This window comes from Shewanella sp. MM_2022_3, from assembly GCF_022557375.1.
In the GTDB taxonomy this organism is placed as follows: domain Bacteria; phylum Pseudomonadota; class Gammaproteobacteria; order Enterobacterales; family Shewanellaceae; genus Shewanella; species Shewanella xiamenensis.
On sequence record NZ_JAKZGV010000018.1, the window covers coordinates 18,393 to 42,411 of the forward strand.

Consider the following 24,019-nt stretch of genomic DNA (forward strand, 5'->3'; position numbering starts at 1 on the left):
CAGGCTCCCTGTTATTCTAATGATAATACTAAGATTGACGCTTATAACTTATAGGCTAACATTACACAATTTTCACGTAACTTTTCCATTACTCTCTTATTTTATTTTGCATATTTTGAACTTAGTTTAACATTAGAACTCATTTAAACTTCTGCATTTTCTTGCTAGTCTTGTCGTCGCCAATATTAGAACGTATAAAAAACACACAGGAACCCCCATGGCAACCTCATCACAACATAAACTCGGCCTTACCAGTAAAATTTTAATCGGCATGGTTACGGGTATTGCAATTGGACTATTTCTACGTAATTACTTTCCGGATAGTGCATTTATTAAGGACTATATTACCAACGGCTTTTTACATGTTATCGGTACGATTTTCATCTCAAGTTTAAAAATGTTAGTCGTTCCACTGGTATTTATTTCCTTAGTCTGTGGGACATGTTCCTTAAGTGAACCCTCAAAATTAGGGCGATTAGGCGGCAAAACATTAGCCTTTTATTTATTCACAACCGCTATAGCCTTAGTACTAGCTATTATCAGTGCAGTGATAGTCCACCCGGGTAATGCTTCACTCGCGTCAGAGAAAATGCATTACGTTGCAAAAGAAGCGCCGAGTCTCGCTGATGTATTAATCAGCATAGTGCCGACCAATCCAATGCAAGCCATGAGCGAAGGCAATATGCTGCAAATCATTATTTTTGCAGTGATTTTCGGGTTTGCTATCGCTCATATTGGCGAGCGTGGTAAACGTATTGCTGTATTGTTTGAAGATTTAAACGAAGTGATTATGCGCGTAGTTACCCTGATTATGCAGCTTGCGCCTTACGGTGTTTTTGCTCTAATGGGTAAACTTGCCTTAACTCTCGGCGTAGAAACTTTCAGCAGCGTGGTTCAGTATTTCTTTGTCGTACTCGTCGTATTGCTTATTCACGCTTTTATTGTATATCCCATTTTACTTAAGGTGTTTTCAGGTTTAAGTCCGTTGATCTTTATTCGCAAAATGCGCGATGTACAGTTATTTGCCTTTTCCACCGCCAGCTCTAACGCTACCTTACCTATTACCATAGAAGCTTCAGAACACCGACTTGGTGTAGATAATAAAATCGCCTCTTTTACCCTGCCATTAGGTGCCACCATTAACATGGATGGCACGGCTATTATGCAAGGTGTCGCAACGGTATTTATCGCTCAAGTATTTGGCATTGAGTTAACCCTTACCGATTATGCGGCGGTGGTTGTAACCGCGACTCTGGCCTCAATTGGTACTGCAGGCGTTCCTGGTGTTGGCCTCATAATGCTCGCGATGGTGCTTAACCAAGTTGGCCTCCCCGTTGAAGGTATTGCGTTAATTATTGGTGTCGACCGACTACTGGATATGGTACGTACCGCAGTAAACGTCACTGGTGATTGTGTGGCCACAGTCGTGATCGCCAAATCAGAAGGCGAATTTAATGAAACCGTCTTTAATAATACTCAAGCTGGCAAAGTTGCCCCAAGCTTTGATGAGCAAGTCCATAAAATAGATTAAAAATATCCCTATAATTTATCGTTTATGTTGATCATCCCAAGCCCAACTTTGTTGGGCTTGTTTATTCTGCAATATCACCATTCTGTGAACAAGTAAATAGAATAGTCCTTTAAATATCGCTATATTAGCCTGCATCAATATTGGCGTTGGAGAAGATTATGTGGTGGAGAGTGAGTTGGATGATTGTCGCCTTTTGGCTGTTAAGCGCACATTTTTTACGGTATGACCAGCTTGTATTCACAAGCCTTTTTGCTATAGCACCTTTTTTCCTGCTTATTAAACAACCACTTGTGATTCGAATAGTTCAAGCCGCTTTGTTTATCAGTGTCATCACCGTTTGGGGAACCACTGCAATCGATGCTGTACAGATACGGCTCGCTCATGGAGAGCCTTGGTTAAGGCTGGCGATCATCATGGGCAGCGTAATGCTATTTAGTTTAGGAGCTGTGTGGAGCGGCAACGGCATCTGGAATAAAGCGAAATAAAGGCAATAGCCATTAACAATACATTAAAGATAATGACTTTAAAGACAATGGATTAGTACTTATTTTCACCACTAACGAACCTTGGTCAGCCGAGGTTAAGTTCCTTGTGGGTAAGATAAGACAATATTTGGCTCCCGCGTATAATTTGCGTACACTGAGTCCAGTCGACGTTAAGGCATGAGTATTATGAGAATTTTGGTTGTTGAAGATGATCTTATTTTATCCCATCATCTAAAAGTACAGTTAAGCGATTTGGGCAACCAAGTTCAAGTGGCCCTCACTGCCAAAGAAGGTTTTTTCCAAGCAACCAATTACCCCATAGATGTTGCCATTGTCGATTTAGGTTTGCCCGATCAAGATGGTATTAGTCTTATCCAACAATTACGTGAAGAAGGCGTTAAAGCCCCCATTCTTATCCTCACAGCGAGGGTGAATTGGCAAGATAAAGTTGAAGGCCTCAATGCGGGCGCTGACGATTATTTAGTTAAACCCTTCCAAAAAGAAGAACTTGTCGCAAGACTTGACGCCTTAGTCAGACGTAGCGCAGGCTTTGTCAAACCGGTCATTACCAGTGGTGAGTTAAAACTTGATCTTGCCGCTAAACAAGTAACGCTCGGCAATGACATTATGGAAGTCACCGCCTTCGAGTACCTTATCCTCGAATATTTAATGCGCCATTGTCATGAAGTCGTCGCAAAACAGCGGCTATTAGATGTCATTTATGGCGACAAAGAAGGCGATCCTAATACTATCGAAGTGATGGTGAGTCGCTTACGTAAAAAACTCACCCGCGATGGCATTGATAATCCGATAGCCACAATCCGTGGCCAAGGATATAAATTTAATCTGCCATGCAACTAAGGCTCAAATTCAAGAAACGTCTGCTTACCCGGATGTTTCTCACCTCGTTATCTATCATCACCTTAGTAGGGTTTGGCCTCGCTTGGATGGTCAACATTCTGCATGCGCAAAATAGCTATAACGAAGAAACCGCCCAGCTTATCGCCGAAATTCCACAAGTTGCCGCCGAGCTTAGAGAACATGATCTTATTCCTGATACCAGTGCTTGGTTAGAGGAAAACAACAAGCAAGAGCGGTATGTAATCGCAAGTTGTGATGAGAAGTTTAAACAAGTATGGACCTCATCCCTCGCTGTTGACCGTGGCCTCTTCGATACCTGCGAACGTTTCAACGAAATCCGTAACGACTCTCCGCCCTATTACCTCACCATGGCCGATGACAGAGGTTACTTTGTATATTTGCTCGCGGTAGAAATCGCTGGCGTACATTACAACCTGCTTGTAATGAAAGATGCAGCTAAGCTCGAGCAGGAATACAGCAAATTCAGTAAACGCACCTATATCCGTCTGGCCATGGTGCTCGCTCTCGCACTGATTCTGCTGGTCAGTGCGGCATATTGGGGGATGCGTCCACTAGTAAGAATGCAAAACGAGTTGCAGTCGATAAACCAAGGTAAGACTAAGTCACTTTCAGAAGGTTACCCCGTTGAGCTTGAAGGCGTAACTCAAGCGCTTAACCAACTATTACAGCAATCGAGCGCCCAACAACAACGCTATCAAAACGCGATGAACGATCTGGCGCACAGCTTAAAAACTCGTCTTGCAGCCGTTCACGCCATTACCGATGATACAAGTCTGACAAAGCAATCTGCCAATGAAAAAATCATGGAGCAGATCAGCCAAATGGATCAGCTGGTTAAATATCAACTAAAACGCGCCATGTTAGGTCGCCAGGGATTAAAGCAGGAACACACCGCTATTGCCCCACTTGTTGAGCAACTCGCGCAAATGCTATTTAAAATTTACCGTGACAAACAGGTGAAATTTAAGGCCAACATCCCGACTAATTTATTGTTTCCCGGTAATAAAGGCGATTTAATGGAACTCTGCGGTAACTTAATGGAAAACGCCTTCAGGCTATGTATTAGCCAAGTACAGGTAACAGCACATTTTAATGAGCAGGGTGATTTTGAATTGATCGTCGAAGATGATGGCCCAGGCGTAGAAGAACAACTTAGGCAAAAAATTATTCAGCGCGGCGTGAGAGCTGACAGCCAATCGCCGGGGCAAGGGATTGGCTTAGCCGTATGTGATGAAATTGTCAGTAGTTATGGCGGAAGTCTAAGTATTGAAGAAAGCCATCTTGAAGGCGCGCGATTCAGAATTACCATCCCAACTTAACTATCCTATGCATAAACAGCATAAAGCTGCTCGGCGCGATTAAACATCACCCAAGAGGTGGCAATGTACTTATCATTACTGATAGGCATATTGCCACGATGAGAATGAGTAAAACCTGCTGGCGCAATCACCATTGTGCCTTTTTTAGGTGCAATTTTACGCTGCTGATAATAAAACTCGGTCTCGCCGCCCTCTTCTACATCATTTAAATAAAACATGTAAAGCACCACACGGTGTAAGGCCTCGTTGTGGTTAAGCTGAGGAAATTGCTCGGAATGCCAGTGGGGATATCCACCTTTATTCTTTTGATATTTCTGAATATTAATACTACCACTGCGGTATAAATATTTGACCAATGCTTCGGCTCTCGGCTTACCAAGACGCTCAAAATTCGTTGGCGTTAGAGTCACAGCTTGACCTTGTTCATCACTAACAGAAACCGCCACCGCCCCCATCAACGCCATCGAATATTGAGTAAAATAATCAGCGGTCCCCTTAAGGGTATAAGATAACAACTCATTCTTAAGTGGCTGTAAATCTATGAAATTATCTAGTGTAAGATCTCGACTGATCTTTTTTTCAAGATCTACCCCGTTACCGGTTTGCCCATCAACCACACCTGAGTGGTTTTCGAACGCAAGAATGAGACGATCACATAGGTCTTCAGGTATCGCATTAGGGTATACTTCGATAAAATCCATATAGGCTCAATGCTTCGGTTATTTTCCAATCTTACTATGCTGACATGTTAGTTAAGTAATTGTAAAGCTGCACCATTGATATAAAATAACGCCATTGGCTTCACGATAACAAAAATATGAAAAAAAGCTGTAAAGTATCAATTCATCAATTACAAGTGGGTAATTTTGTGCGGTTACCCGTTGCTTGGAAAGATCATCCTTTTTTATTCAGTAGCTTTCACATAAAACAGGCTGCGCAAATTGAATTAATTAAAAATCTCGGTATTGAACACGTAATTGTCGATTTAGAGCGCAGTGAAACCGCACCGCTAAATCCTGAGGCCATTAACCCTATCAAGCTGCCACCGAGTCCAGAACTGCACGATCTTAAAAATGATATGGATGTCTATAAGGCTGAGCAAATCGAAGTCCAGAAAAAACTACGCCGAGATATTCATAAAACGGAACAAAACTTCACCCGTTCAGTGGCCATGATGCGCAGTATGATTTCTAAACTACGCAATCGACCATTGAATGCCGTTGATGATGCTAAGGTGTTAGTCCACAGTATGGTGGAACAGCTGTTAACTTCCGATAATCTAGTACTGCACTTAATGAGTGACGCCAAACAGGATGAGAGTATTTACTACCATTCATTAAACGTTGCCATACTGGCCATGCTGATTGCCAAAGAGATGGAATGGGACCGAAGTGAAATTGAATTAATCGGTTTAAGTGCGCTATTTCATGATGTGGGTAAACTCAAAGTGCCACCGCAGATTTTGAAAAAGACCACACCTTGGTCTGCGCCTGAGCTTAATTTTATTAGACAACATCCCCTTCTTGGGATTGATTTACTCAAACTGGCTGAGAATTTCCCTGAGGCTGCCTTCCCTGCTATCACCAATCACCATGAGTTTCTTGATGGCACAGGTTACCCCAAGGGATTGCAAGAAACGGATCTTGATAAGATGTCCCAGCTATTAGCAGTGGTGAATGAATATGACTCCCTGTGTTATCCAGGTAATCAGGGTAAAGCTCGTATGCCATACGCCGCGTTGGGACACTTGTATAAACAATATAAAACGAAATTAAATCAGGAATATATTGGCAAAATGATCAAGATGCTTGGCGTTTATCCCCCGGGAAGTGTGGTGGAATTGTCAAGCGGCCAATATGCGATGGTGATGTCGGTCAATCTGCAAAAGCTACTTTGCCCTAAAATCCTCGTTTACGATGCATTAGTGCCAAAAGATCAAGCGCCTATCGTTGATCTTGAAATCGAAGGGATCAGTATCGTCCGCTGCCTTCCTCCCGCGGCACTACCTGAAAAAGTTCACGAATATCTCAACCCTCGAGAACGCGTCAGTTATTACTTTGGTGGCGATAGCCGCAAATAATCCCCATAAAAAAGCCGGAGAAACTCCGGCTTTTTGCGAATACTTTGCGATTAAATCAAATTGGCCAATTACAGCCAATGCTTACGCTTAAAGAAAAAGTAAGTCCCCGCAGCACTCGCAAGCATCATTAGAATCGCCATCGGATAACCATATTGCCATTCTAGCTCTGGCATACCATTAAAGTTCATTCCGTAGCTACTCGCGATAAGTGTCGGAGGCAGAAAGACAACGGCAGCGACCGAGAAAATTTTGATGATCTTATTCTGCTGTAATCCACTAAAACCCATCGCAGCATCCAGCAAGAAGTTTAACTTGTCGAAGATAAACTGGCTGTGTGGCATTAAAGACTCAATGTCCGAGAGCATTTCACGTAAGTCTTTTAAGTGTTCATCGGATAATTGCCCGCGGTAATATCGCTGCATATAACGTAGTGAGCGCTGGGTATCGAGCAAACTTAAGCGAATCTTACCGTTGGAGTCTTCTTGCAATGTGATCAGCTTAAACACATCATCAAGCTCTTCACTGTCAAAAACCTGCTCACCGACATTTTCAAGCACGGTATACACGTCTTCGATCAAGTCAGAGAGATAATCCACTTTTAAATTAAATAGTTCGAGAAACAATTCCTGAGGGGTTGATACTTCTAGCCGACCTAACCGCAGATAGTTTCGTAATAGGCGGATAAGTCCGACATCCTCTTCGCGGATAGTCAGTAAAAAATTAGTACGCAGGTTAAAGGAAACGTTCACCCCACGCACATCTTGCCCCACCCGTTGTGGGAATAAGGAATTGATATGCAGCCCGTCGCTGTTTTGATAAAAACGTGCCGACGCCTCAATCTCGTTGATATCTTCTTCGTCTGGCACTTCTTCAACTGAAAAATGACTTAACCACTCTCGCTCTGCATCATCAGGTTTATAAAGATCCAACCATATGGTCGACGCCGGAATACTGTCCTTAGTGTTAATCTCTGTCACCGTCAACTGACGGTTTTTATAGACGTAGGCAGTAATCATGTGTCCTCCTGAAAAAAACTTAAGCTAAAAAGTCCACTTAAGTGCAGGCTAAAAAATTGTCGCTAGTTTAACGCATAACTTCGCAATGAAAAGGCGGGAGAGATAAATTCGTAAAATAAATATGCCTTAGTCTTCGAGGATCTCTAGTCGCTCAGCATTTGAAAAACGAATATGTACCCCCTCAACCGTGACCATCTTTGCTTCTGAGATATCGCCTTTACGGGCATGATAAACACCGAAACTGTCACCTGATGGGGATACAATTGTCACGGTCACCACTTTAAGCTGATCGTGCCAATACCACACACTGTAGCTTAAAATACAAAGCCCCAGCAGTAAAAATACCCCACTGATAGCGTAGCGCCGCAATAGGCTCGGCAACACAGGTGTATTTTGTAATGACGCTTGAACCACACCAGGCTTACGTTTAGCAAGCAGCAAAATCGCCATAATGATGACGGCGAGGGTGAGCAGCAGTTTTGTTAACAAGGTACACTCCAGAGGAACTAACTCGCCGTAGTATAATCGACAAATAAAAGGGAAACTGTCATTAAGATCAAGCTTATGAAACTCTTACTCAGGGGCTTGGACATTAATTTTGAATCGAAGATAACACCAAAAGATGACAAACAAAGGAAAGTTAACAATCCTCAAATTGTTTTGCCATTCTACGAATTTGAGTTAACGGCACACCGTGACGATTACGTTCAGCACACAGTTTTTGATGAACAGGATCTGATGGATTACCAACAAGTATAATTCGCACTTGATAGCCAAGGGCTTTGGCTGCGGCCTCGTAAGCCATGTACTCCCAGCGGCAGAGATTAGTATTATCACAAATCACCACAGGTTGGGCATTGCTGAGTGCTTGAATAAATGCAGTTAAATTACGTTGATGGTATTCGGAAAGTTTTTTCGCATCGAATCGATACACCTCTCCCTCGTAGAAAAAACTGTCGGTCGAGAAAATGCCGCCTTGACGGACGCGCAGCGCATATTCTAACGGCAGATTAGCGACAAACTGCTCAACCCAATAGGATTTACCGCAGCCCGGCAAGCCACGCATGATAATCGCCAGTTTTTGCGCCATGGGCTCGTTGCTCATTCTTTTAAATCAGACTCGGCTAAATCGGAGCCAATCACTTTGCCTGCGAGTATAGTATCGACTAATTTAGGCACCAACTCCCCTGCCTTACCGGTTAAATGATATTGAAACTGGCTGTGTCTATCGGGCGATTGTAAATTAACCTCGACAGTTTGCGCCCCATGATGATTGGCCGTGTCAACAAAACCCGCTGCGGGATATACCGTGCCCGAGGTACCAATGGCGATAAATAAATCACAATTATCGAGCGCATCGTGAATTCTATCCATGCCTAACGGCATTTCGCCAAACCACACCACATGGGGACGTAACCTTTGTGCAGGAATACAACACGTACAACAGTTGTTTACCCCAAAGGGTTCTCTTAATAAAAAGGTCTGACGGGAGCGAGGACAGCGGCCTTTAGATAATTCCCCATGCATATGCAGTAAGCGACGCGATCCAGCCCGCTCATGTAAATTATCAATATTTTGGGTGACAACCAATAACTGTCCAGAAAACTCAGCCTCTAACTTGGCTAACGCTTCATGAGCCGCATTAGGCATCACAGTACCACTGTGTAACTGCTCCCAACGGCTGTTATAGAAACGTTCAACAAGCTCGGCATCTCGGGCATAACCTTCGGGGGTGGCTACATCTTCAATATGATGCTCCTCCCACAATCCATCTTGATCGCGAAAAGTTCGTAATCCCGACTCGGCAGAAATACCCGCGCCAGTTAATACCACAATATGTTTGTACATACTGTTTCCTTTTATTGTAATTATTCTATTTATTGTCCCGAATTTTTCGCATCCTGAACATTATTCCTTGGTATAACCTTACAAAAACTATGCTTGAATTGCCGTAATTTATTGCGATTTCACGCTCAGTAACACAATTTATCTGCATATAGCCCCATAAAGCTAGAACAAAGGTTTAAGTTTTTAATTTGAGCCTCTATAATGGCAATCACTATCCACGGATGAACCTATTGGTTCTGCAATCAAGAGATTAGCAATGACAGATGGAAATCAAGCGCTAAAAAAAGCCGGTTTGAAAATCACCCTGCCACGAGTCAAGATCCTAGAACTGATGCAAGGACCTGAAAACCAACATATCAGTGCAGAAGACTTATATAAGAAACTGCTCGATTTAGGCGAAGAAATTGGTCTAGCGACAGTTTACCGTGTATTAAACCAGTTTGATGATGCCGGCATAGTCAGTCGTCACCACTTTGAAAGTGGTAAAGCCGTGTTCGAGTTATCGACTCAGCATCACCACGATCACTTAGTTTGCCTGTCTTGCGGTAAAGTAATTGAATTTTCAGATGAAGTGATCGAACGTCGTCAAGAAGAATTGGCCAGTAAACATAATATTAAGCTGACAAACCACAGTTTATATTTGTACGGCCATTGCACAAATGACACCTGTGATCATAACGACGAATAAGTTCGCTCGAAGGCATATTTCAATAGTGTCTTAGCTGTAAGCTATATCATAAAAAAACCAGCCATCGGCTGGTTTTTTTATTAAAATACAAATGGTTAGTTATAAAGTTTTGGCGTAGACGTTGACTTTATACCCCATAAACTCGCTAGGTTCACGCCAATGCATTCCTATGCGTTTAGCCACTGCTTCAGAACCTAAATTCCCCTCTAAGATCAAAGCGATGATTTGCGTAATGCCAAACTGCGGGAACACGCTGATTGCTGCTTGAGCAGCTTCGGTACCGATGCCTTTGCCCCAATATTCAGGAAAATAACGATAGCCAATTTCGACTTCGTTAAACTCAGGAATAAATTTTGGCCCACAAAAACCAATCACCTTGCTATCAGCCTTATGCTCAACAGCCCAGCGGCCAAATCCCCGTTGTTGATAATCCTGAAGGATCACATTGTGGAACAGTTCACGAGCTTGCTCACGCTCAGTAAAAGGCTCGGTTGGAATGTATTTCAACATCGCAGAGTTACTGTTCATCAAATAGAGGGCATCGATATCCTGCTCGGTAAAGGGTCTAAGAATTAAACGCTCTGTCTGTATAATCATATTGGCTTCCTTCATATTGCCCTCTATATACTCACTCATGTCCAGCTTAGCAACTAACGATGAAAATCACCGCTACGCTCTGGCTGATAAACAATTTCTTCAATACGGACTTTTACCATTGAGCCCCCTGGGCCTGGCCACTCGATTTCATCACCTTGTGATAAGCCCAATAAGGCGCTGCCTACGGGAGCGAGGATGGAAATCGTGCCCTCACCCGTCGCATCCTTAGGATAAACTAAACGCAAACAAAAAGTGTCGTTACTGGATGACACACTAAATTTCACTTCAGAATTCATCGTCACCACATTAGCGGGCATCTGCGCTGCGGGCACAATGTCTGCTCGGTCGAGTTCCGCCTCCAATGCTGCACGTCCCGGAAATGCATTCGCAGGTAATGACTCCAGCAGACGCTCGAGTCTTTCTAAATCGATTTCTGAAATAATAATCTTTGGCGTTTTCACAGTCTTTCCCTCATGTAAATAGATGCCCCTTAGGGTTAGCCATCTGCTCTGGGCTTATCCTCCCCCAATGGGATAAGCCAATAAAAAATACGCTCGCAGCTTAATGCCGCAATCGTGTGATAATTAAGTACAAGATTTATAGCTGAACAGCCATGGTGCCATAAGCGTAAGGCTTAGGGTTGTGGCTCTACGGATACATTTGCACGTCAATCAGATTATGACGCCCAGTAGAGAACCCCAATCTAACCCTTTGCCAACTAAAATGCTAGCCTGCATGGTGTTAGCTTTGTCCATTCTCACACTTCCACCAGAGTACTGGCTAACAGATGCACAATAAAAAAGGCGCCTTAGGCGCCTTTTCGTGTGTTAACGGTTAGATTACCAACCGGTTTTAGCACGCAGCGCTTTGCCGATATCCGCTAACGAGCGGACAGTGGTCACGCCCGCTGCTTCTAATGCAGCAAATTTGTCAGCAGCAGTACCTTTACCGCCAGCGATAATCGCACCCGCGTGACCCATACGCTTACCCGCAGGAGCAGTAACACCCGCGATGTAAGAAACAACTGGTTTAGTCACGTTAGCTTTGATGTATGCCGCCGCTTCTTCTTCAGCAGTACCACCAATTTCACCGATCATCACGATGGCTTCAGTCTGTGGATCGTTTTGGAACATTTCCAATACGTCGATGAAGTTAGTGCCTGGGATTGGGTCACCACCAATACCTACGCAAGTAGATTGGCCGAAACCTTCGTCAGTGGTTTGCTTAACCGCTTCATAGGTCAGCGTACCAGAACGAGAAACGATACCCACTTTACCTTTTAAGTGGATGTGACCTGGCATAATACCAATCTTACATTCACCTGGGGTGATAACACCTGGGCAGTTTGGACCGATCATGCGAACGCCAGTTTCTTCTAGCTTCACTTTCACTTCCAGCATATCCAGTGTTGGGATACCTTCAGTGATACAAACGATAAGCTCAATACCACCGTCGATAGCTTCGAGGATAGCGTCTTTACAGAAAGGCGCTGGAACGTAGATAACAGAAGCCGTTGCACCAGTCGCAGCCACAGCGTCTTTCACAGTGTTGAACACTGGCAGACCTAAGTGCTCGCTGCCGCCTTTACCTGGAGATACACCACCGACCATTTGCGTACCGTAATCGATAGCTTGTTGAGAGTGGAAAGTACCTTGACCACCGGTAAAGCCTTGGCAAATTACCTTGGTATCTTTGTTAATTAATACAGACATTATTTGCCCTCCGCAGCTTTAACTACTTGCTCAGCCGCATCAGTCAGACTGTTAGCTGCAATGATATCAAGACCTGATTTAGCTAATACTTCACGGCCTAATTCAGCGTTAGTACCTTCTAAACGCACGACAACTGGAACTTTAACGCCAACTTCTTTAACCGCGCCAATGATACCTTCTGCGATCATGTCACAACGTACGATACCACCGAAGATGTTAACCAGAACGGCTTTAACATTGCTGTCAGACAGAATGATCTTGAATGCTTCAGCAACACGTTCTTTCGTCGCGCCACCACCTACGTCGAGGAAGTTAGCTGGCTTGCCGCCGTGCAGGTTAACGATGTCCATCGTACCCATCGCCAGACCAGCACCGTTCACCATACAACCTACGTTTCCGTCCAGCGCAACATAGTTCAGTTCGAACATTGCAGCGTGAGCTTCACGGGCGTCATCCTGTGATGGATCGTGCATTGCTTTGATTTTTGGTTGACGGAACAGTGCGTTGCCATCAATACCAATTTTGCCGTCTAAGCAGTGCAGGTTACCTTCAGTGGTGATAACCAGTGGGTTAATTTCCAGCAGTGCGAAATCGTGATCAACGAACATCGTTGCCAGACCCATGAAAATCTTGGTGAATTGCTTCATTTGAGTTGGGCTTAAGCCCAGTTTGAAGCCAAGATCACGCGCTTGGTATGGCTGAGGACCCGTCAGGGGATCGATGATCGCTTTGTGAATGAGTTCTGGCGTTTCTTCGGCCACTTTCTCAATCTCAACACCGCCTTCAGTTGATGCCATAAACACCACACGACGGGTGCTACGGTCAACTACTGCACCTAAGTACAGTTCGTTAGCGATGTCGGTGCAGCTTTCTACTAAAATTTTAGCAACTGGCTGACCTTTCTCATCTGTTTGATAAGTCACCAGATTTTTGCCTAACCAGTGTTCGGCAAAGGCTCTGATTTCTTCTTTATCGCCAGTGACTTTAACGCCACCCGCTTTACCGCGGCCGCCTGCGTGTACTTGACACTTAACAACCCATAAATTTCCGCCAATACGGCCAGCTGCTTCTACAGCTTCTTGGGCTGTATCACAAGCAAAACCTTCTGACACTGGTAAACCATATTCGGCAAATAAGGATTTTGCCTGATACTCATGCAAATTCATGATGATCTATCCGTATACTTCTAATCAAATCCAACTGGCCCGTTTGGACCAGTCACGAGGGTATGTCTTACTTTTGTCTTTAATAAACTCTTTAAACTGAATCGTTTATAGAGTTGGATTACAGATCAAGCAGCAGACGAGTTGGGTCTTCCAAGAAGTCTTTAATGGCGACTAAGAAGCCAACTGACTCACGGCCATCGACAATACGATGGTCATATGAGAGAGCTAGGTACATCATGGGCAGGATTTCAACCTGACCATTCACTGCCATTGGGCGGTCTTTAATGGCGTGCATGCCTAAAATCGCGCTTTGTGGCAGGTTTAAAATTGGGGTAGACATTAACGAGCCGAATACACCACCGTTAGTCACAGTGAAGTTACCGCCTGTCATATCAGCCACAGTCAGCTTGCCATCACGGCCTTTGATCGCCAGATCGCGTACTGCTTTTTCGATATCAGCCAGGCTCATGGTATCGGTATCACGCAGCACTGGCGTAACCAGACCACGTGGTGTAGATACTGCGATGCTCACATCGAAGTAGTTGTGGTAAACGATGTCGTCACCGTCGATTGACGCGTTCACTTCAGGGAAGCGTTTCAGGGCTTCAGTCACCGCTTTCACGTAGAAAGACATGAAACCTAAACGGATTCCGTGGCGCTTTTCAAAGATATCTTGGTATTGCTTACGGATATCCATGATGGGCTTCATGTTCACTTCGTTGAAGGTCGTGAGCATCGCGGTAGAGTTTTTCGCTTCTAATAAACGGTTAGCGATAGTCTTACGTAAACGTGTCATTGGTACACGTTTCTCGCTGCGACCCGCCGCTAAAGGTTGTACCGCAGGAGCCGCAGGTGCTACAGCCGCTTTAGGTGCAGACTTGATAAAGGCTTCAACGTCTTCTTTAGTGATACGTCCACCCACACCAGTGCCCTTCACTTTGCTAGCATCAACATTGTGTTCAGCCAGTAAACGGCGTACTGATGGGCTTAACGCATCGTTAGACTCTTCTGTCGCAGCAGCAGGTGCAGCAGCTTCAGCTTGCGCTTTAGTCACTTCTTGTCCAGAAACCGCACCAGCAATGAACTTAGCAATCACTTGCTCGCCCAGAACGGTGTCGCCTTCGTGGAATAGAAATTCACCAATATGACCATCTTCTGGTGCAACCACTTCTAGCACCACTTTGTCAGTTTCAATATCAACCAGATTTTGATCACGAGAAACTTGTTCACCCACTTTTACGTGCCAAGTGGCGATAGTTGCGTCGGCAACAGATTCTGGCAGTACGGGTACCTTGATTTCGATACTCATGAAAAACGATCCTTTTTATAAAATGTCTATGACTACAGTCTTATCAATTAGAGCTTTAACGCACTGTTCACTAAAGATTCTTGTTGGTGAGCATGCAGCTCTGGGTAACCACAAGCTGGTGCAGCAGACGCTTCACGGCCAGCATAGGTCAGTTTTGCACCCGCAGGGATAGCAGCCCAGAAGTGATGTTGGCTAGAGTACCAAGCACCTTGGTTTTGCGGCTCTTCCTGACACCATACAAAATCCTTCACATGTTGGTAATCAGCTAAGGCTGCAACCATTTCTTCATGCGGGAACGGATATAACTGTTCGACACGGATTATTGCGACGTTATTGATATTTTCTTTACGGCGTTTTTCCAGCAGCTCGAAGTATACCTTACCGCTACAGAACACCACGCGATCGACCTTGCTCGCCTCTAACGTATCGATTTCTCCGATCACGTTTTGGAAGCTGCCATTAGCCAATTCTTCCATGCTAGAAACCGCTAATGGGTGACGTAGCAATGATTTAGGTGACATCACGACCAGTGGACGACGCATTGGGCGCACCACTTGGCGACGCAGCATATGGTAAACCTGAGCTGGCGTTGATGGCACACACACTTGCATGTTGTGGTTAGCACATAGCTGCAAGAAACGCTCTAAACGGGCGCTTGAGTGTTCTGGACCTTGGCCTTCATAGCCATGTGGTAACAGCATGGTCAGACCGCATAAACGGCCCCACTTCTGCTCACCAGAGGACAAGAACTGGTCGATAACCACTTGCGCACAGTTGGCAAAGTCACCGAATTGGGCTTCCCAAATCGCCAGACCGCCGGGTTCTGCGGTTGCATAACCGTATTCGAAGGCGAGTACTGACGCTTCAGACAATACTGAGTCAGTGATGTCGATTGGGCCTTGGTTTTCGGCAATATTACGCAATGGTAAATACGTAGTCGCATCGTTTTGGTTGTGCAGAACCGCATGACGGTGGAAGAAGGTTCCACGACCAGAGTCTTGACCAGTAATACGAACACGTTGTTTATCTTCAAGAATCGTTGCGTAAGCTAAGGTTTCAGCAAAACCCCAGTCGAGTAACTTCTCACCTTTTGCCATCGCGACGCGGTCACTATAAATCTTAGCAACACGGGATTGCAGTGAATGGCTTTCAGGCACGTAGCTCAATTTATCGGCTAGTTTCTGCAAACGTTCGATAGGCAGTGAAGCGTCATAGGCTTCATCCCATTCGCGACCAATGTAAGGAGTCCAATCCACGGTGTGCAGTGTCATTGGACGCCATTCTTTCACTACGCAATCACCTTGATCTAAGGCATCACGATAAGTGTTGATCATGCTAGTCACATCATCGGCAGCAATGGTGTTTTCTGCGATCAGTTTGTCAGCGTAAATCTTACGTGGCGTTGGGTGTTTCTTGATCTTGGCATACATCAGTGGCTGAGTTGCACTTGGCTCATCAGCTTCGTTGTGGCCATGACGGCGGTAACACACTAAATCAATCACCACATCACGTTTAAATTCGTTACGGTAATCAACGGCCAACTGCGCAACAAAGGCAACCGCTTCTGGATCGTCTGAATTTACGTGGAAAATCGGCGCCTGTACCATCTTAGCGATGTCAGTACAGTATTCAGTTGAACGCACATCGTGGTGATTTGAAGTGGTAAAGCCCACTTGATTGTTAACAACGATGCGGATACTACCACCCACTTTAAAGCCACGGGTCTGAGACATGTTGAATGTCTCTTGTACGATACCTTGACCAGTAATGGCAGAGTCACCGTGGATAGTGATTGGCATCACCTGTAAACCATCTTTACAACCGCGGCGGTCTTGACGAGCACGTACAGACCCCATAACCACAGGGTTAACGATTTCAAGGTGAGACGGGTTAAAGGCAAGCGCTAAATGCACATTGCCACCCGGTGTTTCAAAGTCAGATGAAAAACCTTGGTGGTATTTCACGTCACCAGAACCATGAGTATCAGCATGCTTACCCGCAAACTCATCAAACAGTTCAGCAGGACGCTTACCTAATACGTTCACAAGGACGTTCAAACGACCACGGTGAGCCATACCGACGACGATTTCTTTAGTGCCCGCTTCACCTGCACGATAAATAATTTCGCGCATCATAGGTACTAGTGCATCACCGCCTTCTAACGAGAAACGTTTCGCACCAGGGAATTTAGCACCTAAGTATTTTTCAATGCCTTCAGCAGCATTTAGGCCTTCAAGAATGCGGGTCTTAACGTTTTTATCGTAGTTAGCTTTACCTAAGGATGGTTCGAGACGTTGTTGGATCCAACGCTTTTCATCGGTGTCGGTAATATGCATGTATTCGGCGCCGATAGAACCACAGTAAGTGGCTTTTAGCGCTTTGACTAAATCAGCCAACTTCATGGTTTCGCCGCCATGGGCGAATGAGCCAGTGTTGAACTCACGCTCCATGTCTTCTTTAGTTAGACCGTGGAATGCGGGATCTAAATCGGCAACAGGTTCACGTTTCCACAAACCTAACGGGTCAAGGTTAGCACCTTGGTGACCACGGAAACGGTGGGCGTTGATTAGCTGTAGCACTTTAACTTGCTTAGCATCCAACTCAGGATCGGTCACACGAGCTGCGCTCTTATGACGTCCTTCCATCGCTAAACTGCGAAAATAATCACGTACTTTTGAGTGGGCCGCTTCTGGCGCGTCTTTAGAGGCACCGTTCACCGGAGGGAGATTATCAAAAACCGCACGCCAATCGTCAGAAACTGACTGAGGGTCTTCTTGATAGGCTTCATACATCTCTTCTACGTAGGTCGAATTTGCACCACTTAAGTGAGATGATTCGAGCCAGGCTTTCATGATGCCTTGGTGCATTTCTATTCCTTTCAAACTTTATACACGTGCTTAGCCATAGTTTTTTTATGTGATCTCAGGTCAGGACCTTTGATACATAATTTCTGCCGCCCCTAGAATATCCAGATTTCACGGCGCGTTGTCTTCCATTACATACACAAAAGAGCCACCTTCTATGCCCAGAAAGTGACTCTTTGAGAGCTATATTATTATTGATTTCAGCTCAGGTTCTCGCATTACACCGCTCGCTTAAGCAGCATTGACTTAATATGACCGATTGCTTTGGTCGGATTAAGTCCTTTTGGACAAACGTCAACGCAGTTCATGATGCCGTGGCAACGGAATACGCTGTAGGCGTCGTCCAGCTCAGAAAGACGTTCTTCTGTTGCTGTATCGCGACTGTCGATCAAGAAACGGTAAGCATGCAGCAGACCGCTAGGACCGATAAACTTATCAGGATTCCACCAGAATGATGGACAAGCCGTTGAACAACAGGCACACATGATACATTCATAAAGACCATCTAAATGGGCACGTTGTTCAGGTGACTGCAAATGTTCACGAGCAGGCTGCTTATCATCGTTGATAAGGAAGGGTTTAATCTTCTCGTATTGCTTGTAGAACTGAGTTAAATCAACCACTAAATCACGTACAACTGGCATACCTGGCAGTGGACGGATTTCCAACTTCTTACCTTTAAAAGTAGAGATTGGGGTAATACAAGCCAGACCGTTTTTACCGTTCATGTTCAGGCCATCGCTGCCACAAACACCTTCGCGGCAAGAGCGACGGAACACTAAGGTTGGGTCTTGTTCTTTTAACTTGATCAGTGCATCGAGCACCATCATGTCAGTGCCAGCAGCCACTTCAAGGCTGTAATCCTGCATGTAAGGTTTTGTATCTACATCAGGATTGTAGCGATAAACTGCAAATTCCAATTTCATCTTTGCAACTCCTACTAGTAGGTACGTTTCTTCGGCGGGAAAGCTTCACGCAACTTAGGCGCCATATTCACAGCACGACGGTCCATGGTTTCAGTCACAGGGTCAAACAAACTGTGGCATAGCCAGTTTTCATCGTCACGCTCTAAATAGTCTTCACGTGAGTGAGCACCACGGCTCTCTGTACGGAAGTTAGCAGCATAAGCAGTAGCAATCGCCGTCGCCATCAAGTTGTCTAATTCTAAACACTCGATACGTTGGGTGTTAAACTCACGAGAGTTATCAGACAATTTAGCATTTTCTAAACGCTTACGGATGGCTTTTAACTGCTCTAAACCTTCGGCCATGGCATCGCCACGACGGAATACAGAGAAGTTTAATTGCATGCAAAGTTGTAAATCCTTACGGATTTGCACAGGATCTTCGCCATCTTTATTGTTTTCCCAGCGTTGTAAACGTGCCAGAGAAGCTTGAATATCAGCATCAGTCGCATCCTTAGGATCGGCAGTCTCATCGAGCGCTTTGCCTAAGTGTTGACCAGCTGCACGGCCAAAGACCACTAAATCTAGCAATGAGTTACCGCCTAAGCGGTTCGCGCCATGTACAGACACACAGGCAATCTCACCCACAGCAAACAGACCCACTACGTCTTGCTCAGTGCCGTCAGCATTCTTACGAATAACCTGACCGCTCACCTTAGTTGGCAGACCACCCATCATATAATGACAAGTTGGCAGAACAGGGATCGGACCATCAGCCGGATCGATATGAGCGAAGGTACGAGATAATTCACACACGCCTGGTAGACGGGCTTCTAAAGTCTCTTTACCTAAGTGATCGAGTTTCAGTAAGCAGTGTGGGCCTAATGGACCATCTAAACCACGGCCTTCACGGATTTCGGTCATCATAGAACGTGCAACTACGTCACGAGATGCCAAATCCTTCGCGTTTGGTGCATAACGCTCCATAAAACGCTCACCGTCTTTGTTTAGCAGGTAACCACCTTCACCACGACAACCTTCTGTCACAAGTACACCCGCACCAGCGATACCGGTTGGGTGGAATTGCCACATTTCCATATCTTGCATCTGAACGCCAGCACGCATTGCCATACCGACACCGTCACCAGTGTTAATGTGAGCGTTAGTGGTAGAAGCGTAGATACGACCAGCACCGCCTGTAGCTAATACAGTGGCTTTGGCTTTGAAGTAAACGATTTCGCCGGTTTCGATTTCAATCGCAGTACAACCTACGATGGCACCGTCTTGGTTCTTCACTAAATCGAGGGCATACCATTCAGAGAACACTTGGGTTTTGTGTTTTACGTTCTGCTGGTATAAGCAGTGAAGCAGTGCGTGACCGGTACGGTCTGCCGCTGCTGCGGTACGAGCCGCTTGTTCACCACCGAAGTTTTTAGATTGACCACCAAAAGGACGTTGGTAAATCTTACCATTTTCGAAACGAGAGAATGGTAACCCCATGTGCTCAAGTTCAATAATGGCTTCTGGGCCGGTTTGACACATAAATTCGATAGCGTCTTGGTCACCGATAAAGTCGGAACCTTTTACGGTATCGTACATGTGTTGTTCCCAATGGTCTTCATGGGCGTTACCCAGCGCAACGGTGATACCACCCTGCGCAGACACAGTATGAGAACGGGTTGGGAATACTTTAGATAAAAGCGCACAGCTCTTACCTTCTTTAGAAATCTGTAGTGCTGCACGCATACCTGCACCACCGGCGCCGATCACTACAGCATCAAATTCGCGTACTGGAATACTCACTTAGACACCCCACACAATAACAATGCCGGCCGCTAAATAGCAGAAAACGGTAACGACAAAGGTGAACTGTAAAACACCGCGTAACGATGTGCACTTGACGTAATCCGTCAATACTTGCCATACACCAATCCAAGCGTGAACAAGCAATGCAACTAACGCGAGCAGTGTAAACACTTTCATTGGCAGAGCACTGAAGAGGCCATGCCACACGTCATAGGTGAGAGGGGAACTACATGCAATAAAGCCAACCATGAAAATGGTGTAACAGGCGAGGATTACTGCACTAGCGCGTAGTAGAATAAAGTCATGAACACCACTGCGTCCAAAACTTGCTGCATTGGTTACCATACCCATAACCCCGCTAAAATTGAAAAGGCTACCGTTAACACAAATACAGCTTTCGCTGAGGCGGTGCCCGAAGCCAACTCTTCCCAACGACCAGTATCCATCACTAAGTGGCGCAGGCCACCGAATAAATGGAAGGTCAAAGCAGTCAAAATGCCCCAAATGATGAACTTCACAACAAAGTTATCAAACAGAGATTGAACGCCTGCGAAACTTTCAGCGGAGGCTAAAGATGAATTTAGCAACCAAATAAGAATGCCAACAGCGAACAGCATGATGACACCGGATACACGGTGAAGAATTGACACAATCGCTGTTGCAGGAAAGCGAATGGTCTGCAGATCTAAATGGACAGGTCTTTGCTTTTTCACGTTCTGCTCACTCAGCTCCATTGAGCATTTTTTTTGTTATGTGAACCGCTTTTGTACAAACTTTAAACTGAGTGATTAATCACAGCAAAAGTAAACACAAAAGCAAAGTTTAAACAAACAGATAACTATTTGAACACTCACTCATTTAACATGTAAACAAAGGGTGCTTTAACATCATCGTTTGCAGCCATTATTAGGCGGAGGCAAGTATACTCGCGGGAAATGTCAAATACAAACATCACAGAATGCAAATTTTGTTTTTTTAGGAAAATTTTCGCGTAAGTGCCAGCTGTAGCAAGGAAAGTAAAGCGTTTTATACCATGGTCTAACAAATTTAAACGCTTATTTAAATTGAAATGTGATCTACAATGGCTGTAAAGTAATGGCGGTTTGACATGCCGCACTCACAGATAAGAACGAAGTAAGGAGAACGGGGTATGGCTGATTTAAAAGCCAAATTAGAATTACCAGGGAATGACTCGATAGAGTTGCCAGTAAAGCAAGGATCCGCTGGTTTTGACGTAATCGACATCAGTAAACTTGGCAGCAAAGGTTACTTCACCTTTGATCCGGGTTTTCTTGCGACAGCCTCCTGCGAATCTGCAATTACCTATATTGATGGTGATCAAGGTATATTGTTACACCGCGGCTATCCAATCGAGCAACTTGCCGTTGACTCCGATTACCTAGACCTGTGTTATCTGCTGCTTTACGGTGAACTGCCGACAAAAGAGCAATATGCTGAATTTGTACACACAGTCAAAACCCACACTATGGTGCATGAGCAAATCGCCTTCTTCTTTAGAGGCTTCCGTCGTGATGCTCATCCTATGGCGATGTTGTGTGGTGTTACTGGTGCATTGTCTGCATTTTATCAAGACTCACTCGATGTCAACGATCCTCGCCACCGCGAAATCGCCGCTTATCGCCTAGTCTCCAAAATGCCAACGATTGCTGCTATGTGCTACAAGTACTCTTCAGGCCAGCCATTCGTTTATCCACGTAATGACTTAAGCTATGCAGGCAACTTCTTAAGCATGATGTTTGCCGTTCCTTGTGAAGAGTACAAGGTAAACCCAATTGTTGAACGTGCTATGGACCGTATCTTCATTCTTCATGCGGATCACGAACAAAACGCGTCAACGTCAACCGTACGTTTAGCCGGTTCTTCAGGCGCGAATCCATTCGCGTGTATCGCTGCGGGTATTGCTTCTCTATGGGGCCCTGCACACGGCGGCGCGAACGAAGCTTGTCTACAAATGTTAGAGGAAATCGGTTCAGTAGACCGTATTCCTGAATTCATTGCCCGTGCGAAAGACAAGAACGACCCATTCCGTCTGATGGGCTTTGGTCACCGTGTTTACAAAAACTTTGACCCACGTGCCAAAGTGATGCGTGAAACCTGTCACGAAGTGTTAAAAGAGCTAAAAGTACAAGATCCATTATTAGATGTCGCCATGGAACTTGAGCGTATTGCGCTGGAAGATGAGTACTTCATTTCGAAGAAACTCTATCCAAACGTCGACTTCTACTCAGGCATCATCATGAAAGCCATTGGTATTCCTACCAGCATGTTCACTGTACTGTTCGCATTAGCGCGTACTGTGGGTTGGATTGCTCACTGGAAAGAAATGTTGGATCAACCTGGTCACAAGATCAGCCGTCCACGTCAGCTTTATACTGGCGAGACTGCGCGTGACTTCGTCGACCTAGATAAACGCTAAGCACTGCGGTTTATTGATTCAAAGCGCCCTCAAGGGCGCTTTTTTATTGCCATTTATCTCACTCTAACTCTAAGCATGTTCTACTAAGACAGTAGCCCCTCACCCGATGACATGCTTCTTGCCCCACGATGAAAACTTATTTAGCATTTTTCATCACTTTTTAAACTTTTTAGCTACATATGGCGTATTCATCTTAGCGCAAAATCGTCAAAAATAATAATTAACAAGTAAAAACAGCAGCTTAACAAGTGGCACGTTTTATGCTGTTTAGCATCATTATATTCAAACAATAGGTAACAGTTCTTATGGAAAAGTCTAAAATGATTAAGTTCGCCCTACCCGTTTTATTAGTGTCAATGTTGGCGGCTTGTGGTGAAGAGGAAGTAGCTAAAAAAGAAGAAAAATATGCTATTCCCGTTGAAACGACGACCGTGATTCAGGGTAATGTCTCTTCTTTTTACAGTACTACGGCCACCCTTGAAGCCCCACAGGAGGCGAATGTTGTCAGTCGAATCGCTGGCCTAATCGAAGCCATTAATGTGGAAGAAGGCGACCGCGTTAAGAAAGGACAAATACTAGCGGTTATTGATGCCAAACGTCAGCAATATGATTTAGATCGTTCCGAAGCGGAAGTTAAAATCATTGAGCAAGAGTTAAACCGCTTAAAGAAAATGAATAATAAAGAATTTGTTAGCGCTGACTCTATGGCCAAGCTTGAATACAACTTGCAAGCAGCTATTGCTAGACGGGATCTTGCCGAACTACAAGTGAAGGAAAGCCATGTGGTTTCGCCGATTGATGGCATTATTGCCAAGCGATATGTAAAAGCGGGCAATATGGCTAAAGAGTATGGCGAATTGTTTTATATCGTTAACCAAGATGAATTGCACGGCATTGTGCATCTACCAGAGCAGCAATTAACCAGTTTGCGCTTAGGCCAAGAGGCTCAAGTATTTAGCAATCAACAGAGTAAAAATGCTATCCATGCAACTGTGCTACGTATCAGCCCTGTGGTGGATCCACAAAGCGGCACATTTAAAGTCACCTTGGCCGTACCAAATCAAGACGCCCGCCTAAAAGCGGGGATGTTCACTCGGGTCGAATTAAAATATGACACCCATGAAAATGTGATTACCGTGCCCTACAGCGCCTTAATCAATCAAGATAATAAGCAAGCCTTGTACGTCATTGACGGCACCAATGCTAACCATCGCGAAGTTCAAATCGGATACCGCGAAGGTGATTTAATTGAAATTGTTTCTGGTATCAAGCCTGGCGAACTCGTCGTTACCCGTGGTCAGCAAAATTTGAAAGACCAGTCCTTAGTTGAAGTCATTACCCCACTCGATTTGGCCTCAGCGAAGAACTGATAGGA

The 24,019-nt window shown here is 44.9% G+C and carries 23 protein-coding genes; 8 read left to right on the forward strand and 15 right to left on the reverse strand.

The window, feature by feature from the left end:
* Window positions 1-217: 217 nt before the first annotated feature.
* From MMG82_RS11395 to MMG82_RS11410, 4 genes are all read left to right on the forward strand, one after another.
* Complete coding sequence (locus MMG82_RS11395) at window positions 218-1,531, forward strand: dicarboxylate/amino acid:cation symporter (RefSeq protein WP_037417427.1); 1,314 nt, start codon at window positions 218-220, stop codon at window positions 1,529-1,531.
* Window positions 1,532-1,689: 158 nt separating this feature from the next.
* Window positions 1,690-2,016, forward strand: a complete 327-nt coding sequence (locus tag MMG82_RS11400; protein WP_037417429.1) for a hypothetical protein — start codon at window positions 1,690-1,692, stop codon at window positions 2,014-2,016.
* A gap of 186 nt (window positions 2,017-2,202) precedes the next feature.
* Entirely contained in the window at window positions 2,203-2,877 is a 675-nt protein-coding gene (locus MMG82_RS11405) for a response regulator (RefSeq protein WP_011072043.1), read from the forward strand.
* The gene (locus tag MMG82_RS11410; protein ID WP_047536596.1) at window positions 2,868-4,217 is read left to right on the forward strand and encodes a sensor histidine kinase; all 1,350 of its coding nucleotides are present in this window, start codon (window positions 2,868-2,870) and stop codon (window positions 4,215-4,217) included. The genes MMG82_RS11405 and MMG82_RS11410 overlap by 10 nt, the downstream gene beginning before the upstream one ends.
* Window positions 4,218-4,222: 5 nt before the next feature.
* Here the strand turns inward: MMG82_RS11410 and MMG82_RS11415 are convergent, their stop codons facing one another.
* Window positions 4,223-4,918 (reverse strand): 2OG-Fe(II) oxygenase, encoded by a 696-nt coding sequence (locus MMG82_RS11415; RefSeq protein ID WP_037417437.1) that lies wholly within the window; start codon window positions 4,916-4,918, stop codon window positions 4,223-4,225.
* A 116-nt stretch (window positions 4,919-5,034) separates the two neighbouring features.
* Here MMG82_RS11415 and MMG82_RS11420 point away from each other — a divergent pair, with 116 nt between their 5' ends.
* A complete protein-coding gene (locus MMG82_RS11420; protein ID WP_047536598.1) occupies window positions 5,035-6,297 on the forward strand; it encodes a DUF3391 domain-containing protein in 1,263 nt (420 codons plus the stop codon).
* 68 nt (window positions 6,298-6,365) lie between these two features.
* Here MMG82_RS11420 and corA read toward each other — a convergent pair whose 3' ends face one another.
* The 4 genes from corA to cobB form a co-directional block, all read right to left on the reverse strand.
* Window positions 6,366-7,313 (reverse strand): magnesium/cobalt transporter CorA, encoded by a 948-nt coding sequence (gene corA, locus MMG82_RS11425; RefSeq protein WP_047536600.1) that lies wholly within the window; start codon window positions 7,311-7,313, stop codon window positions 6,366-6,368.
* Window positions 7,314-7,439: 126 nt separating this feature from the next.
* Complete coding sequence (locus MMG82_RS11430) at window positions 7,440-7,802, reverse strand: hypothetical protein (protein WP_047536602.1); 363 nt, start codon at window positions 7,800-7,802, stop codon at window positions 7,440-7,442.
* Between the two features lie 151 nt (window positions 7,803-7,953).
* On the reverse strand, window positions 7,954-8,403 hold the full coding sequence (locus tag MMG82_RS11435; RefSeq protein WP_047540380.1) for an ATP-binding protein: 450 nt from the start codon (window positions 8,401-8,403) through the stop codon (window positions 7,954-7,956).
* An 11-nt stretch (window positions 8,404-8,414) separates the two neighbouring features.
* Complete coding sequence (gene cobB / locus MMG82_RS11440; RefSeq protein WP_037417445.1) at window positions 8,415-9,161, reverse strand: Sir2 family NAD+-dependent deacetylase; 747 nt, start codon at window positions 9,159-9,161, stop codon at window positions 8,415-8,417.
* 256 nt (window positions 9,162-9,417) lie between these two features.
* On the opposite strand from cobB, the gene fur reads away from it, so the two are divergent.
* Entirely contained in the window at window positions 9,418-9,849 is a 432-nt protein-coding gene (gene fur / locus MMG82_RS11445; protein WP_037417447.1) for a ferric iron uptake transcriptional regulator, read from the forward strand.
* 99 nt (window positions 9,850-9,948) lie between these two features.
* On the opposite strand, the gene MMG82_RS11450 is transcribed toward fur, so the two are convergent.
* From MMG82_RS11450 to sdhC, 10 genes are all read right to left on the reverse strand, one after another.
* The gene (locus tag MMG82_RS11450) at window positions 9,949-10,446 is read right to left on the reverse strand and encodes a GNAT family N-acetyltransferase (protein ID WP_037417581.1); all 498 of its coding nucleotides are present in this window, start codon (window positions 10,444-10,446) and stop codon (window positions 9,949-9,951) included.
* Window positions 10,447-10,499: 53 nt separating this feature from the next.
* Window positions 10,500-10,907 (reverse strand): nucleoside diphosphate kinase regulator, encoded by a 408-nt coding sequence (gene rnk / locus MMG82_RS11455; RefSeq protein WP_037417450.1) that lies wholly within the window; start codon window positions 10,905-10,907, stop codon window positions 10,500-10,502.
* 378 nt (window positions 10,908-11,285) lie between these two features.
* Window positions 11,286-12,158, reverse strand: coding sequence for a succinate--CoA ligase subunit alpha (gene sucD, locus MMG82_RS11460; protein WP_037417452.1), 873 nt, complete (start codon window positions 12,156-12,158; stop codon window positions 11,286-11,288).
* Window positions 12,158-13,324 (reverse strand): ADP-forming succinate--CoA ligase subunit beta, encoded by a 1,167-nt coding sequence (sucC, locus tag MMG82_RS11465; RefSeq protein WP_172590865.1) that lies wholly within the window; start codon window positions 13,322-13,324, stop codon window positions 12,158-12,160. The genes sucD and sucC overlap by 1 nt, the downstream gene beginning before the upstream one ends.
* A gap of 118 nt (window positions 13,325-13,442) precedes the next feature.
* Window positions 13,443-14,633, reverse strand: a complete 1,191-nt coding sequence (odhB, locus tag MMG82_RS11470) for a 2-oxoglutarate dehydrogenase complex dihydrolipoyllysine-residue succinyltransferase (RefSeq protein ID WP_099457926.1) — start codon at window positions 14,631-14,633, stop codon at window positions 13,443-13,445.
* Between the two features lie 47 nt (window positions 14,634-14,680).
* Entirely contained in the window at window positions 14,681-17,500 is a 2,820-nt protein-coding gene (gene sucA, locus MMG82_RS11475; RefSeq protein ID WP_037417459.1) for a 2-oxoglutarate dehydrogenase E1 component, read from the reverse strand.
* Window positions 17,501-17,715: 215 nt separating this feature from the next.
* A complete protein-coding gene (locus MMG82_RS11480; protein WP_037417461.1) occupies window positions 17,716-18,423 on the reverse strand; it encodes a succinate dehydrogenase iron-sulfur subunit in 708 nt (235 codons plus the stop codon).
* 14 nt (window positions 18,424-18,437) lie between these two features.
* Window positions 18,438-20,204 (reverse strand): succinate dehydrogenase flavoprotein subunit, encoded by a 1,767-nt coding sequence (sdhA, locus tag MMG82_RS11485; RefSeq protein ID WP_047536607.1) that lies wholly within the window; start codon window positions 20,202-20,204, stop codon window positions 18,438-18,440.
* Window positions 20,205-20,552 carry a succinate dehydrogenase, hydrophobic membrane anchor protein gene (gene sdhD, locus MMG82_RS11490; RefSeq protein WP_011622411.1) on the reverse strand — a complete coding sequence of 116 codons (348 nt, stop codon included), beginning with the start codon at window positions 20,550-20,552 and terminating at the stop codon, window positions 20,205-20,207.
* A complete protein-coding gene (gene sdhC, locus MMG82_RS11495) occupies window positions 20,546-20,941 on the reverse strand; it encodes a succinate dehydrogenase, cytochrome b556 subunit (protein WP_037417467.1) in 396 nt (131 codons plus the stop codon). The genes sdhD and sdhC overlap by 7 nt, the downstream gene beginning before the upstream one ends.
* Window positions 20,942-21,357: 416 nt before the next feature.
* Here sdhC and MMG82_RS11500 point away from each other — a divergent pair, with 416 nt between their 5' ends.
* Window positions 21,358-22,644, forward strand: a complete 1,287-nt coding sequence (locus MMG82_RS11500; protein WP_037425617.1) for a citrate synthase — start codon at window positions 21,358-21,360, stop codon at window positions 22,642-22,644.
* Window positions 22,645-22,949: 305 nt separating this feature from the next.
* A complete protein-coding gene (locus tag MMG82_RS11505; RefSeq protein ID WP_241406868.1) occupies window positions 22,950-24,014 on the forward strand; it encodes an efflux RND transporter periplasmic adaptor subunit in 1,065 nt (354 codons plus the stop codon).
* Window positions 24,015-24,019: the final 5 nt, after the last annotated feature.

Excerpts from the sequence above, each read along its gene's own strand:
- MMG82_RS11450 (WP_037417581.1), bottom strand. The coding sequence starts at position 10,446 with ATGATTATACAGACAGAGCGTTTAATTCTTAGACCCTTTACCGAGCAG.
- sdhC (WP_037417467.1), bottom strand. The coding sequence starts at position 20,941 with ATGGAGCTGAGTGAGCAGAACGTGAAAAAGCAAAGACCTGTCCATTTA.
- MMG82_RS11505 (WP_241406868.1), top strand. The coding sequence starts at position 22,950 with ATGGAAAAGTCTAAAATGATTAAGTTCGCCCTACCCGTTTTATTAGTG.
- cobB (WP_037417445.1), bottom strand. The coding sequence starts at position 9,161 with ATGTACAAACATATTGTGGTATTAACTGGCGCGGGTATTTCTGCCGAG.
- sucC (WP_172590865.1), bottom strand. The coding sequence starts at position 13,324 with ATGAATTTGCATGAGTATCAGGCAAAATCCTTATTTGCCGAATATGGT.
- MMG82_RS11395 (WP_037417427.1), top strand. The coding sequence starts at position 218 with ATGGCAACCTCATCACAACATAAACTCGGCCTTACCAGTAAAATTTTA.
- sucA (WP_037417459.1), bottom strand. The coding sequence starts at position 17,500 with ATGCACCAAGGCATCATGAAAGCCTGGCTCGAATCATCTCACTTAAGT.
- corA (WP_047536600.1), bottom strand. The coding sequence starts at position 7,313 with ATGATTACTGCCTACGTCTATAAAAACCGTCAGTTGACGGTGACAGAG.
- fur (WP_037417447.1), top strand. The coding sequence starts at position 9,418 with ATGACAGATGGAAATCAAGCGCTAAAAAAAGCCGGTTTGAAAATCACC.
- MMG82_RS11410 (WP_047536596.1), top strand. The coding sequence starts at position 2,868 with ATGCAACTAAGGCTCAAATTCAAGAAACGTCTGCTTACCCGGATGTTT.
- MMG82_RS11435 (WP_047540380.1), bottom strand. The coding sequence starts at position 8,403 with ATGGCGCAAAAACTGGCGATTATCATGCGTGGCTTGCCGGGCTGCGGT.
- MMG82_RS11400 (WP_037417429.1), top strand. The coding sequence starts at position 1,690 with ATGTGGTGGAGAGTGAGTTGGATGATTGTCGCCTTTTGGCTGTTAAGC.
- MMG82_RS11405 (WP_011072043.1), top strand. The coding sequence starts at position 2,203 with ATGAGAATTTTGGTTGTTGAAGATGATCTTATTTTATCCCATCATCTA.
- sdhD (WP_011622411.1), bottom strand. The coding sequence starts at position 20,552 with ATGGTAACCAATGCAGCAAGTTTTGGACGCAGTGGTGTTCATGACTTT.
- MMG82_RS11480 (WP_037417461.1), bottom strand. The coding sequence starts at position 18,423 with ATGAAATTGGAATTTGCAGTTTATCGCTACAATCCTGATGTAGATACA.
- odhB (WP_099457926.1), bottom strand. The coding sequence starts at position 14,633 with ATGAGTATCGAAATCAAGGTACCCGTACTGCCAGAATCTGTTGCCGAC.
- sucD (WP_037417452.1), bottom strand. The coding sequence starts at position 12,158 with ATGTCTGTATTAATTAACAAAGATACCAAGGTAATTTGCCAAGGCTTT.
- MMG82_RS11500 (WP_037425617.1), top strand. The coding sequence starts at position 21,358 with ATGGCTGATTTAAAAGCCAAATTAGAATTACCAGGGAATGACTCGATA.
- MMG82_RS11415 (WP_037417437.1), bottom strand. The coding sequence starts at position 4,918 with ATGGATTTTATCGAAGTATACCCTAATGCGATACCTGAAGACCTATGT.
- MMG82_RS11420 (WP_047536598.1), top strand. The coding sequence starts at position 5,035 with ATGAAAAAAAGCTGTAAAGTATCAATTCATCAATTACAAGTGGGTAAT.